General features: G+C 63.6%; 13 protein-coding genes. 11 read left to right on the top strand and 2 right to left on the bottom strand.

Annotated features, from left to right (window positions below):
• The first annotated feature begins 30 nt into the window (after positions 1-30).
• From C4K27_RS15640 to C4K27_RS15590, 11 genes are all read left to right on the top strand, one after another.
• Complete coding sequence (locus C4K27_RS15640) at positions 31-495, top strand: (2Fe-2S)-binding protein (protein WP_053261152.1); 465 nt, start codon at positions 31-33, stop codon at positions 493-495.
• A complete protein-coding gene (locus tag C4K27_RS15635) occupies positions 495-2,744 on the top strand; it encodes a xanthine dehydrogenase family protein molybdopterin-binding subunit (RefSeq protein WP_053261151.1) in 2,250 nt (749 codons plus the stop codon). The genes C4K27_RS15640 and C4K27_RS15635 overlap by 1 nt, the downstream gene beginning before the upstream one ends.
• A 16-nt stretch (positions 2,745-2,760) precedes the next feature.
• The gene (locus tag C4K27_RS15630) at positions 2,761-4,113 is read left to right on the top strand and encodes a c-type cytochrome (RefSeq protein WP_053261150.1); all 1,353 of its coding nucleotides are present in this window, start codon (positions 2,761-2,763) and stop codon (positions 4,111-4,113) included.
• Between the two features lie 81 nt (positions 4,114-4,194).
• A complete protein-coding gene (locus C4K27_RS15625; protein WP_053261149.1) occupies positions 4,195-5,217 on the top strand; it encodes an XdhC family protein in 1,023 nt (340 codons plus the stop codon).
• Between the two features lie 114 nt (positions 5,218-5,331).
• Positions 5,332-5,727 (top strand): hypothetical protein, encoded by a 396-nt coding sequence (locus tag C4K27_RS15620; RefSeq protein WP_053261588.1) that lies wholly within the window; start codon positions 5,332-5,334, stop codon positions 5,725-5,727.
• A gap of 108 nt (positions 5,728-5,835) precedes the next feature.
• Complete coding sequence (locus C4K27_RS15615; protein ID WP_053261148.1) at positions 5,836-6,243, top strand: hypothetical protein; 408 nt, start codon at positions 5,836-5,838, stop codon at positions 6,241-6,243.
• 154 nt (positions 6,244-6,397) lie between these two features.
• A complete protein-coding gene (locus C4K27_RS15610) occupies positions 6,398-7,084 on the top strand; it encodes a methyltransferase family protein (protein ID WP_053261147.1) in 687 nt (228 codons plus the stop codon).
• Entirely contained in the window at positions 7,081-7,350 is a 270-nt protein-coding gene (locus tag C4K27_RS15605) for a DUF5676 family membrane protein (protein WP_053261146.1), read from the top strand. Before C4K27_RS15610 ends, C4K27_RS15605 begins: the two co-directional genes overlap by 4 nt.
• Positions 7,351-7,375: 25 nt before the next feature.
• On the top strand, positions 7,376-9,559 hold the full coding sequence (locus C4K27_RS15600) for a heavy metal translocating P-type ATPase (RefSeq protein ID WP_053261145.1): 2,184 nt from the start codon (positions 7,376-7,378) through the stop codon (positions 9,557-9,559).
• Positions 9,556-9,765 carry a hypothetical protein gene (locus C4K27_RS15595; protein ID WP_053261144.1) on the top strand — a complete coding sequence of 70 codons (210 nt, stop codon included), beginning with the start codon at positions 9,556-9,558 and terminating at the stop codon, positions 9,763-9,765. Before C4K27_RS15600 ends, C4K27_RS15595 begins: the two co-directional genes overlap by 4 nt.
• A gap of 43 nt (positions 9,766-9,808) precedes the next feature.
• The gene (locus C4K27_RS15590) at positions 9,809-10,123 is read left to right on the top strand and encodes a DUF2933 domain-containing protein (RefSeq protein ID WP_081002283.1); all 315 of its coding nucleotides are present in this window, start codon (positions 9,809-9,811) and stop codon (positions 10,121-10,123) included.
• Positions 10,124-10,194: 71 nt separating this feature from the next.
• Here C4K27_RS15590 and C4K27_RS15585 read toward each other — a convergent pair whose 3' ends face one another.
• Both C4K27_RS15585 and C4K27_RS15580 read right to left on the bottom strand, forming a co-directional pair.
• Complete coding sequence (locus tag C4K27_RS15585) at positions 10,195-11,562, bottom strand: sensor histidine kinase (RefSeq protein ID WP_053261143.1); 1,368 nt, start codon at positions 11,560-11,562, stop codon at positions 10,195-10,197.
• Positions 11,559-12,221 (bottom strand): response regulator, encoded by a 663-nt coding sequence (locus C4K27_RS15580; RefSeq protein ID WP_007925648.1) that lies wholly within the window; start codon positions 12,219-12,221, stop codon positions 11,559-11,561. The genes C4K27_RS15585 and C4K27_RS15580 overlap by 4 nt, the downstream gene beginning before the upstream one ends.
• Between the last annotated feature and the right edge of the window lie 2 nt (positions 12,222-12,223).

The raw sequence follows: 12,223 nt of genomic DNA, 5'->3' as shown, positions 1-12,223 counted from the left end.
ACACACCAACCGATGATCAGCAGGTGAGCCATGGAACTACGAATCAACCAGAAGACCTATCAGGTCGATGCCGACGCCGACACGCCGTTGCTGTGGGTGATCCGCGATGACCTGGGCCTGACCGGCACCAAGTACGGCTGCGGCCTGGCCCAGTGCGGCGCTTGTTCGGTGCTGGTGGACGGCAATGTGGTGCGCGCCTGCGTCACCCCGGTGGCGGGTGTGGTCGGCCGCGAGGTCACCACCATCGAGGCGATCGAGGCGGACGCAGTCGGCAAGCGCGTGGTCGCCGCCTGGGTCGAGCACCAGGTGGCCCAGTGCGGCTACTGCCAGTCCGGGCAGGTCATGGCGGCCACCGCGCTGCTCAAGCACAGCCCCGCGCCCAGCGATGCGCAGATCGAGGCGGCCATGGTCAACCTGTGCCGCTGCGGCACCTACAACGCCATCCATGCCGCCGTGCATGACCTGGCCCAGCCTGCCAAGAAGGAAAGCGCCTGATGAACAAACCCATCGATTTCGCTGAAGACCTCCTGGATCTGCCGCTGGACGAACCGGTCAACCTGTCCCGCCGGCGCTTTCTGACCGGTGCCGCCGTGGGCGCGCTGGTGCTCGGTTTCGGCCTGCCACTGGGTTCGGCCAGGGTCCTGGCCGCCACGGCGAACACCGCGGAACGCGGGACCCAGGTGCCGGCGTTTCTGGAGATTCGCCCGGATGGCAGCGTGCGCCTGCTCAGCCCCTTCATGGAAGGCGGACAAGGCACCCACACCGCCATGGCGCAGATCGTCGGTGAAGAGCTGGACGCCGACCCCGCCACCTTCGTGGTCGAGGCCGCGCCGCCCGGCGAAGCCTACGTGGTCATGGAAAACGGCATGCGCATCACCGGCGGCAGCATGTCGGTGCGCATGAGCTACCCGACCATGCGCCGCCTGGGCGCCCTGGCGCGGGCCATGCTGCTGCAGGCCGGTGCCGAGCAACTGGGCGTACCGCTGGCCGAGCTGTCCACCGAGCCTGGCCGGGTGCTGCATGCCGCTTCCGGTCGTTCGCTGGGCTACGGTGAATTGGCCGGTCGCGCCCTGGACATGCCGGTGCCCGACCCGGCCAGCATCACCCTGCGCGACCCGAGCCAGTTCCGCTGGATCGGCAAGCCGGTACGGCGCGTCGATGCCTACGAGAAATCCACCGGCAAGGCGCTGTACAGCATCGACCTGAAGGTCGACGGCATGCTCCACGCCGCCGTGCAGCATGCGCCGCGCCTGGGCATGACCGTGGGCAGCCTGCGCAACGAGGCCCAGGTCAAGGCCATGAAAGGTGTGCACTCCGTTCACCCGCTGCCCGGCGCGGTGGCGGTGGTCGCCGAACGCTGGTGGCACGCCAAGCGCGCGGTGGAAGCCATCCAGGTCGACTGGCAGGAAGCGTCCGCCGATTCGAAAGTGCGGCCAATGCCCGCTGATTTTTCCAGCGATGCGTTCCGCGATTTTCTCGCCGCCCAGCAAGGCCCGGCCCGCGACGACGAAAACGAAGGCGACGTGGCCGCCGCCCTGGCCAGTGCCAAGACCCGGGTCGAGGCCACCTACCACAACCAGTACCTCAACCACGCCCAGCTGGAACCGCCTTCGGCCCTGGCGCGCTACAACCCCGATGGCTCGCTGGAGGTCTGGCTGCCCAACCAGGCGCCGGACATGTTCCGTGACGACATCGCCAGGCGCACCGGTCTTGCCCCTGCGCAAATCACCCTGCACTCGCCGCTGCTGGGCGGCTTTTTCGGCCGGCATTTCCTCTATGACTCGGCCAGTCCCTACCCGCAGGCCATCGCCCTGGCCAAGGCCGTGGGCCGCCCGGTCAAGCTGATCTGGAGCCGCGAGGAAGAGTTCCTGCGTGACGTGCTGCGTCCGGTCGCCGTGGTCAAGTTCCAGGCCGCGTTGGATGCCCAAGGGCTGCCGGTGGCGATCGAAGCGGTGAGCGCCACCGAAGGCCCCACCGAGGCCATCGCCGGCAAACAGGGCGAGAAACTCGACCCCACCGCCCTCGAAGGTTTGTCGGGCAAGTCCTACGCCATTGCCAACAAGCGCATCGCGCAGATCTACGTCAAGGGACCAGCCATGCTCGGCTACTGGCGTTCGGTGGGCAATTCGCTCAACGACTTCTTCTACGAAGCCTTCCTCGACGAACTGGCGGACAAAGGCGGCCGCGACCCGTACGAGCTACGCCAGCACCTGCTGCGCGACAACCCGCGCCTGACCACCTTGCTGCAGGCGGTGGGCGAACTGTCCGGCGGCTGGAAGCGCGGCCCGTTCACTGCTGAGGACGGCACTCGCCGCGCCCGCGGCGTAGCCATGGCCTCGCCGTTCGGCTCGCACACGGCGGCGATCGCCGAAGTGTCGATCGAAAATGGCCAGGTCAAGGTCCACGACATCTGGCAGGCCATCGACCCGGGCAGCATCGTCAACCCGGCGATCGTCGAGGCCCAGGTCAATGGTGCCGTGGCCCTGGGGTTGTCCCAGACGTTGGTGGAAGAAGCGGTGTACGTGGACGGCAAGCCCCGGGCGCGCAACTACGACCTGTACCCGATCCTGCCGCCTTCACGCATGGCGCGGGTGCATGTACGGATTGTCGAGAGTGGCGAAAAAATGGGTGGCATCGGCGAGCCACCGCTGCCCGCGGTGGCGCCGGCGGTGGCCAACGCGGTGGCGCGGCTGACCGGCCAGCGCATCCGTAGCCTGCCATTGAGCCGATACACCTTCAGCTGACCGACAAGGACTGCCCATGAATAACCGCCGATTCGCAAGAACCGCAGGCTGGCTGGCCTTGCCGTGCCTGGTCGCGGCAGGCCTGCTGGCCTGGTATGTCACCCGCGAGCCCGCCTCGCCCTTCGAGCAGGAACAGGCCGCGGCGACCCACTTCGACCCCGCCTTGGTGAGCCGCGGCGAGTACGTCGCCCGGGTCAGCGATTGTGTGGCCTGCCACAGCCTGCCGGGCAAGGCGCCCTTCGCCGGCGGCCTGGAAATGGCCACGCCGCTGGGCGCCATCCACGCCACCAACGTCACCCCCGACCGGGACACCGGCATCGGTGCCTACAGCCTGGCCGACTTCGACCGCGCCGTGCGCCATGGCGTCGCCCCGGGAGGTCGGCGGCTCTACCCGGCGATGCCCTACCCGTCCTACGTCAAGCTCAGCGACGATGACATGCGCGCGCTGTACGCGTTCTTCATGAAAGGCGTGCAACCGGTCAGCCAGCCCAACGTCCCCAGCGCTATCCCCTGGCCGCTGAACATGCGCTGGCCCATCGCGCTGTGGAACGGCCTGTTCGCCCCGAGCACGCCCTACGCGGCCAAGCCTGCGCAGGATGCGTTGTGGAACCGCGGCGCCTACATCGTCCAGGGGCCGGGCCACTGCGGCAGCTGCCACACCCCGCGCGGCCTGGCGTTCAACGAGCAGGCCCTGGACGAGTCCGGCGCGCCGTTCCTCGCCGGCGCCCTGCTCGACGGCTGGTACGCGCCGAGCCTGCGCCAGGACTCCAACACTGGCCTGGGCCGCTGGAGCGAGCCGCAGATCGTGCAGTTCCTCAAGACCGGGCGTAACCAGCACGCGGTGGTCTACGGCTCGATGACCGAGGCGTTCAATAACTCCACCCAGTTCATGACCGACGAGGACCTGGCCGCGATCGCCCGCTACCTCAAGTCGCTGCCCGGCGATCCGCAGCGCGACGGCGCGCCCTGGCAGTACCAGGCCGTGTCCGCCGCCGCCCGCCTGGACAGCCCCGGAGCCCATACCTACGTGACCCGCTGCGCCTCCTGCCACGGCCTGGACGGCCAGGGCCAGGCCGAGTGGATGCCGCCTTTGGCGGGCGCCACTTCGGCACTGGCCAAGGAAAACGCGTCGGCGATCAACATCACCCTCAACGGCTCGCAGCGGATCGTCGCCGCCGGCGTGCCGGATGCCTACCGCATGCCGGCCTTTCGCGAGCAATTGTCGGACCGGGAAATCGCCGAGGTCCTGAGCTTCGTGCGCGGCACCTGGGGCAATTCGGGCGGCGCGGTCGACGCACAAGCGGTCGGCAAGCTGCGCGAGCATACCGACCCGGCCAGCAGCAGCCCGATCATCCTGCACATGCGCTGAAAAAAGGAGCGAGGTGCTGGCGATCCCCCTGGCCAGGAGCGGATCTGCCAGCAGCCCCTCCCATGAACAACCGAGGTCCCCATGGAAAGCATCGATCTACTGGTCCTGAGCACCGCCCATGACTGGCTCCAGGCCGGCCACCGCGTACTGCTCGCCACCGTGGCCCGCACCTGGGGCTCCTCGCCCCGCCCCGTGGGCTCGATGATGGCCCTGCGCGGCGATGGTCGGGTGGTCGGCAGCGTGTCGGGAGGTTGCATCGAGGACGACCTGATCCACCGCTACACCAACGCCTATGGCGGCAATGGCCTCCCGGACGGGCCGCCGCAGGTGGTGCGCTACGGCATCAGCGCCGACGAAGCGCACCGCTTCGGCCTGCCCTGTGGCGGCACGCTGGAGCTGATCCTCGAATTCACCCCCTCGAGGGATGCCCTCGAACGGCTGCTGGCCCAACTCAACACCGGCAAGCTGGTGCGCCGCAGCCTGGACCTGGGCAGCGGCCAGGTGTCCCTGACCATCAGCGCTACCCCGGAGCAGTTCATCTTCGATGGCCGGCAGATGGTCAACACCTTGGGCCCCGGCTACCGCCTGCTGCTGATCGGGGCCGGCGCGCTGGCCGAATACCTGGCGACCATGGCGCTGTTCAACGGCTTCCAGGTCGCGGTCTGCGACCCCCGCCCCGAATACATCGGCGGCTGGAGCGTGGCGGGCGTGGAGCAGTTGGTCGGCATGCCGGACGACATCGTCCGCGAATTCGCCCCGGACCTGCGCACCTGCATCGTCGCCGTCAGCCATGACCCCAAGCTCGACGACCTGGCCCTGCTCGAGGCCCTGAACAGCCCGGCCTTCTACATCGGCGCCATTGGTTCGCGGCGCAACAGCCAGCTACGCCGCGAACGCCTGATCGAACACTTCGGCGAAACCGAAGCCTCGCTCCAGCGCCTGCATGGCCCCATTGGTATCTACATCGGCAGCAAGACCCCCGCCGAGATCGCCGTGAGCGTCATGGCCGAGATCCTCGCCGCCAAGAACGGCGTCTCCCTGCCCCACACCGTCGACATTTCGAATGCCAAGCAAGCCCGCGAGCAAGAGGCGCCCGTGGCCTGATCGATACAGCCGCTTCGGCGGTCAATCGCCGAAATTTGATTTTGATCAAATTCTCCACTGCCGTGCTGGCTAGACTGAAAACCGATACGACGTCATAAGTCGAGGTTGTACTTCATGTCCTGGTTCCGCCGTCATCGCCAACGCCTGTTGCACCTCACCCTCGTGGTGTGGGTGTCAGCCATGGGCGTGATGGCCATCCAGGGCTGCCTGGTGCAGGCAAATCACGATCTGGCCGCGCCACATAATGCCGAGCAGTGGGTGGCGGATGACCATGCCCTCCACGCCAGTGGTTGCCTGCAAAGCTGTGAGGACACTGTCACGGCGATAAAACCTGCATTGCAGCATCCAGCATTGGACGCCCTCCAGTGGGCCGCCCTCTTGCTGTTAACTGCGGCAGTCATAATGATGCTCGATCCGGCGAAAGAATCCTCCTTTGCCACCCTTGCACTGAAGCGCCCCGCCCCGCCGAAAGAACCGGCCCGCCTGGCTTTCGTCCGTTTCAACGATTAACCCCTCCCTGATTCAAAAGTGGCAGAGCACGGGTCGCTCCGTTCTGCTGCGCCGCTTTTCGCGTCTCTGTCATTGCTGCTTATTCCCTCACGAGTTCAGGAGTTCATCATGCACAAGCATTCAACATTCGTTCTAGCTGCCGTCTTGGCTGGCGGGGCACTCATGGCCTCTGCCGAGGATGCGCATCACCCGGCCGATGCGCCAGGCGGCGCAATCGAGAGCACTGCACCGACGCCGACGGCCATGACTGAAGCCATGACCGAGCAGATGGAGAAAATGCAGGCTGCCCATGACAAGGCCGCGGCGGCCAAAACGCCCGCCGAGCGCCAGGCCGCCCTGCAAGAAGGCATGAAAGCGCTGAAGAACGGCATGGCCATGATGAGCAAGGAGCAGGGCTCCATGGGGTGTATGGGGATGTCCGCAGCCAAGGACGGCACAGGCAAAGGCATGATGGACATGATGATGCAGATGATGGAGCAGCAGTCGTCGATGATGGACATGCCAATGAAGAAATGAACCTGAGGTGTGTCGCCAAAGAATCCGGCAAGGCGAAGTCACTGGCCGAGCCGACACCGACCGCCCACTTGTGCAGCTGTTCATGCCCCACGCCACGGCGATCATCATAAAGGCATGAACGGCAAACACACCCGGCAAGTGAGGAGCGCCAACCATGGATCATGCCGAACCGGCCTACGGCCTCTGGTCGCTGGTCATTATCAATTCATTAGTGTTTATCTTGTTCGCCTTCAGCTTCACCCGGCCCAGGACGAACCGCGATTGGCGCTCATTTGGCATGTTCTCGGCGTTCCTGGTGGCGCTGTTTAGCGAAATGTACGGGTTTCCGCTGACGATCTACCTGCTGATGCCCTGGCTTACACGCCACTTCCCTGGCATCGACTTCCTTTCGCACGACGCCGGGCATTTGCTCGAAATGGTCATGGGCTGGAAGGTCAATCCGCACTGGGGGCCATTCCACATTCTCAGCAACTTGCTGATCGCCGGCGGCTTCTGGTTATTGGCGGCCGCCTGGCGTGTGCTCTACAAGGCCCAAAGTACTGGGCAACTGGCCCTCGACGGGCCCTATGCACGGATCCGTCACCCACAGTACGTCGGCTTCGTGCTGATCATGTTCGGTTTTCTGTTGCAGTGGCCTACCTTGATCACTCTGGTGATGTTTCCAATCCTCCTGGTGGTCTACGCCAGGCTGGCGAAGCGAGAAGAACAGGAGATGCTTGCGCATTTCGGTGATACCTATCGCAGTTACTCGCAGCAGACGCCGGCATTCCTGCCGTGGTCAGCCGCTCACAGCCCCCCTCCCCCTACTGGTGCCCCTCCAGGCCCAGGAGAACAGCCATGAACGCTCCCTGGAAAACCGGCATTTCCCTGGCCCTGACCATGGCCATTTCCTACACCATCTGTGCGCTGCTCTATGTGCTGTGGCCGGCGCAGGGTGTCGCTTTTCTCAGTGCCTTGTTCCATGGCCTCGACTTTGCTCGCCTTCAGGCGCCACAAGACTACAACTTGGCGACGTTCGTCGGGCCGCTGCTGGTCTTGAGTGTATGGGGCGCGGTGGTCGGCACCTTGTTCGCGTGGCTGTCAAACAAACTCCATGGCAGGCCCTGATAGCCGCTTCGAGCAGGAGGCCGCGATGAACCAGTCACACATGCAGCACAGCCACCATCGGCAGCCGCTTGCATCAGGAACCATGGCGAAGGATCCGATCTGCGGAATGATGGTGGACAAGAGCACAGCCTTGTCACAAGAACGTGGCGGGCGCCGCTATTACTTTTGCAGCGATACCTGCCTGCGCACCTTCGAGTCGCCAGAGCGTGAACTGAAGGCGATGAAAACCCGGGTCACTATCGCCCTGACCGGCGTTCTGGCCTTGGCGCTGCTGCGTGCAGGCGCCTTCATTGCACTGGCTGCGGGCGCCACGCTGCTGACGTGGGTGCCGATCCCGGCGCTCCCCTGGTTCACATGGGGCATCTGGTTATTCCTGCTGGTCACACCGGTACAGTTCATCGGTGGCTGGAGTTTCTACAAGGGGGCGTGGAACGCCGTTCGCACCCGTAACATCAACATGGATTTCCTGATTGCCCTCGGTACCTCAGTCGCCTATTTCTACAGCGTCGCGGTGTTGTTCTTCCCGGACGTCCTGCCAGTCAAGGTGGCCGAGCGCGACGTCTATTTCGAGGTGTCGGCGGTCATCATCGCCTTCGTGCTGCTGGGCAGGTACATGGAGGAGATCATCAAGAAGAAATCCTCTGCCGCGGTACGGCGCTTGCTCGATCTCAAACCGGCGATCGCGCATGTGATTCGTGACGGGCAAGAAGTCGACCTGCCTGCTGAGAGCGTCATGGCCGGCGAGTTCCTGGTAGTCAAACCTGGCGAAAAAATTCCCACCGACGGTGATGTCAGTGAAGGTCGGTCACCGGTAGATGAGTCCATGCTGACTGGTGAGTCGATGCCGGTCGACAAACACCCGGGCAGTTCGGTGATCGGAGGTACGCTCAATGGCAGTGGCGTGTTCACGTTCAAGGCGAGCAGAATCGGTGCCGATACTGCACTGGCACAGATCATCAAGATGGTCGAGGAGGCACAGAGCAGCACTGCACAGATCCAGCGGTTAGCCGACCAGGTCACTGGCTACTTTGTGCCTGCAGTGGTGGCCGTCGCGCTGTTGGCGCTGGTCGGCTGGTCTCTTGCGGGGAATTTCCCGCAGGGGCTATTGGCCTTTATCGCGGTTCTGATCATTTCCTGTCCCTGCGCACTCGGTGTGGCGACACCCGCCGCGTTAATGGTCGGTGTTGGTAAGGGGGCTGATAACGGCATCCTTATTCGCGGCGGCGAAGTACTGGAGCGGGCAGAAAAACTGAGTACGGTGGTATTCGACAAAACCGGCACCATTACCCGAGGCGAACCAAACGTAACCGATGTGATCTCGCTAGACACCGTGTTGGAAAGCGAGGTCTTGATACTCGCTGCCGCCGTGGAGTCCGGTTCAGAACATCCGCTTGGCGCGGCGATAGTACGCGCCGCTGCGCATCATGGCATCCGCTTGCCGAAAGCTACCGGTATCCAGGGAATCGCCGGCCACGGCATCGAAGGCCGTGTCGACAGTCAACACATATGGCTGGGCAACCGGCGGTTATTCGCCCGCCAAGGCATTTCGACCGAAGCTGCCGAGGAACACCTCATCCGCCTGGAAGCCGATGGCAAGACCTCTATGCTGGTCGGTGCCGATGAGCGCTTGCTCGGGGTGATTGCCGTGGCCGATACCATTAAGCCCGAAGCGGCTGAGGCCGTTGCGGCATTGCAGGCAAGCGGCATCAAGGTCGTGTTGTTGAGTGGCGATAATCACCGTACCGCCGAAGCGGTCGCGCGGCAGGCCGGCATCGAGCGGGTGATCGCCGAGGTCCTGCCGGATGACAAGGCTGCGGTGATCCGTCAATTGCAAAGCGATGGGCAGGTCGTGGCCATGGTTGGCGATGGTGTCAACGATGCGCCGGCCCTGGCCACCGCCGACATCGGCATTGCCATCGGCTCGGGTTCGGATGTCGCCAAGGAAACCGGCGGCATCATCTTGCTCAAGAACGATGTACGTGACGTGGTCACGGCGATCAAGCTGTCGCGCGCGACCATGGTCAAGATTAAACAGAACCTGTTCTGGGCGTTCATCTACAACAGTGTCGGCATTCCAATCGCGGCCTTTGGCCTGCTCAACCCCATCATCGCTGCCGCCGCCATGGCACTCAGCTCGTTGTCGGTGATTGCCAACTCCGCGCTGCTCAAACGTGCCCGTATTGGCTTGAGTCAGGAGGCCAGATCATGAAGCGCGAGGTTTTTATAATCTGCCTCCTGGTGAGTGTTGTGGGTATTGCAACAGTGGTTTACCTGTTGGGGCTGACTGGCAAATCGTTTGTCCTGGCCGGGTTATTCCTGCTGTGCCCGGTCTTGGTCGGGGTGCAACTTTTTCGCGGTATCCGTCAATTTGACAAGGATATGGCCGAGGCTCGTCGGCAGCTGAAAAGAAAGTGATCTTGCCTTATAGCCGCCCCTCTTCCTTTCAAGGAGTGCCATCATGAGTCATAACTTTCCCCAGCATCGCGCAAGAGGTACCTACGGGTACTTTTTAGGCTTCCTCGCCATCGCTGGTTATTTCCTGTTCACCGAGCACAGGGCTCACGTCCTTCCGTATCTGCCATTCCTGTTACTACTGGCCTGTCCACTGATGCATTTTTTCATGCACCGTGGGCATGGGCATGGCGGACGTGAGCATGGTGAAAGTGGTGAACATGGCAGTTGCTGTGGCCATCACCCCAGCGGCGCTGGCAATGACCAGGAACATGCGGGCCTACCCGATAGCAACAGGAAGTACCCCGACCGTCCTGCATGACGGATTCGTCGTACCTGCGCAATGCAACGCAGCTCATCGAGCTTCGGTTGGCGTTGTGGGCCCTGGCTGCATTAAAAGCGACGAATCTCCAACGTCGCCCGCAGCCCGCCAGGGTGGCGATTCTCCAATCTGATCTGCCCGCCCAGGCGCGCTGCAATGGCCTGCACGATAGTCAGCCCCAACCCTGCTCCCTGAGCATTTCCGCGACTATAGAAACGCTCGAAGAGTCGCTCGCGTTCAGTCTCATCGATTCCCGGCCCCTGGTCCTCGACGGACAGTTCGTAGTGTTCCTGTTTCTTGGCCAGCCGCACCGTGATCAGTCCGTGGGGCGGCGAAAAGTTTGCTGCATTGGTCACCAGGTTGTTCAAGGCGATGTCGATGGCCGCCGCGTTGACTCTGACACGGCCGATGCCTTCGTCGACATCGAAAGCCAGCTCGAGCCCCTGGTTCAACAACCAGGGCGTCAGCTGGACCAGGCTTTCACGAACCGTCGCCGCCAGATCGATGCAGGGTGCTGCATGGGTGTCCGTTTGCGGCTCAATACGCGCCATCGTCAGCAACTGGTTGACCAGCCGAGTGGTTCGGTCCACGCCGGCAATCAAATGCTCGAGCGATTCACGGCGATCCTGCTCGCTCCCCTCCTCCATCAGGTTCTGCGCATGCACCCTGAGCACCGCCAGTGGGGTGCGCATTTCATGGGCGGCGTCAGCGATAAAACGCCGTTCACGGCCCATGACTTCCTGAATCTGTGCCAGCACCCGGTTGAGGGCCGCCTGCATGGGCTCGAGTTCAGTGGGCAACGGCATCAACTGCAACGGTTCGAGAGAGCCGGGATGCCTCGCACGCAGCGTCGCCGCCATATCCACCAGTGGTTTCAAGCCCCAGCCGATTGCCAGCCAGATCACCGCAGCGAGCATCAGGCTGCCAAGCAGATTAGGGACGACGGTGTGACGAACAATCCGGTCAACCAGGTCGGCGCGTACATCGTCCCGCTCGCCGACCCATATCTTCAGGCCGTACTGCGTGTCATCAAGGGTGAATGCCCGCCATTTACGGCTATTCGGATCGGTCACGTCGCTGAAGCCGGGCGCGGCCGACGCCGCTGAAAAGACCGGCGCGCTCAAGGTGTGAACCAACAGCTCGCCCTGGGCGTTCCAGACCTGGAACGCGATCTTGCTTTCATAGGGGTGGCCATCGACTTGGGGGACGGCCTGGCCCAGCGCCTGGTTGAACGCCTGATACAGCTCGGCGTGCTCCTTGCTGGCCATCGGCATGCGCATGATCCCTTGCAGCAGGCGAGCATTCTGAGCCAGCTGGGCGTCGTAGACCTCGTCTATTTCATGATTGCTGTCGTGAAGGTTGAGTACGGTCATGATCAACAGGCCAAGGAACAGCAGCCCGAGGATCAACGTCAGGGTACGACGCCTGATAGAGGTCATGGGCGGCCTTCCACCAGGTAACCGACGCCGCGGACGGTGCGGATGAGGTGGCTGGAGAACTTCTTGCGCAGGTGGTGGATATGTACTTCCAGGGTGTTGCTTTCCGCTTCCTCGCTCCAGCCGTAGAGCAACTGCATCAGGTGATCGCGGGTGATCACGCGGCCAGGCGGCGACAACAATTCGTGGAGCAGTTGGTATTCCTTGGGGGTCAGGGCCACCGGTTCGCCCTGGTAGCTGACCTGCTGGGTACCGGGGTTCAGGCTGATGCCTGCATGCTCGATCAGCATCTGGGCGCGGCCGGCGCTGCGCCGCAGCAAGGCGCGCAGGCGCGCCTTGAGTTCGGCCAGGTCGAAGGGCTTGATCAGGTAATCGTCGGCCCCGGCGTCGAGCCCGGCGATGCGGTCTTCCGTGGCATCCCGGGCGGTGAGGATCAGCACCGGGAGGTTGGAGCCACTGTCACGCAGGCGTCGCAGCACATCCAGGCCGTCCATGCGCGGCAGGCCGAGGTCGAGCACCGCCAGATCAAAGGTTTCGCTGAGCAGCGAATGCAAGGCGCTGCCGCCGTCCTGCAGCCAGTCGACGGTGTAGCCCTCGCGTTCCAGGGCATGCTGGATACCCTCGCCGAGGGCCACGTCATCCTCAATCAGTAATAAGCGCACAC

The organism is Pseudomonas chlororaphis subsp. chlororaphis, from assembly GCF_003945765.1.
GTDB classification, from domain to species: Bacteria; Pseudomonadota; Gammaproteobacteria; order Pseudomonadales; family Pseudomonadaceae; genus Aquipseudomonas; species Aquipseudomonas chlororaphis.
Note: the sequence above shows the minus strand (reverse complement) of the source record. Positions and strands in the feature narration are given on the sequence as shown.

Bases quoted from the DNA above. Each gene is read 5' to 3' on its own strand.
- C4K27_RS15640 (WP_053261152.1), top strand. From the start codon at position 31: ATGGAACTACGAATCAACCAGAAGACCTATCAGGTCGATGCCGACGCC.
- C4K27_RS15635 (WP_053261151.1), top strand. From the start codon at position 495: ATGAACAAACCCATCGATTTCGCTGAAGACCTCCTGGATCTGCCGCTG.
- C4K27_RS15630 (WP_053261150.1), top strand. From the start codon at position 2,761: ATGAATAACCGCCGATTCGCAAGAACCGCAGGCTGGCTGGCCTTGCCG.
- C4K27_RS15625 (WP_053261149.1), top strand. From the start codon at position 4,195: ATGGAAAGCATCGATCTACTGGTCCTGAGCACCGCCCATGACTGGCTC.
- C4K27_RS15620 (WP_053261588.1), top strand. From the start codon at position 5,332: ATGTCCTGGTTCCGCCGTCATCGCCAACGCCTGTTGCACCTCACCCTC.
- C4K27_RS15615 (WP_053261148.1), top strand. From the start codon at position 5,836: ATGCACAAGCATTCAACATTCGTTCTAGCTGCCGTCTTGGCTGGCGGG.
- C4K27_RS15610 (WP_053261147.1), top strand. From the start codon at position 6,398: ATGGATCATGCCGAACCGGCCTACGGCCTCTGGTCGCTGGTCATTATC.
- C4K27_RS15605 (WP_053261146.1), top strand. From the start codon at position 7,081: ATGAACGCTCCCTGGAAAACCGGCATTTCCCTGGCCCTGACCATGGCC.
- C4K27_RS15600 (WP_053261145.1), top strand. From the start codon at position 7,376: ATGAACCAGTCACACATGCAGCACAGCCACCATCGGCAGCCGCTTGCA.
- C4K27_RS15595 (WP_053261144.1), top strand. From the start codon at position 9,556: ATGAAGCGCGAGGTTTTTATAATCTGCCTCCTGGTGAGTGTTGTGGGT.
- C4K27_RS15590 (WP_081002283.1), top strand. From the start codon at position 9,809: ATGAGTCATAACTTTCCCCAGCATCGCGCAAGAGGTACCTACGGGTAC.
- C4K27_RS15585 (WP_053261143.1), bottom strand. From the start codon at position 11,562: ATGACCTCTATCAGGCGTCGTACCCTGACGTTGATCCTCGGGCTGCTG.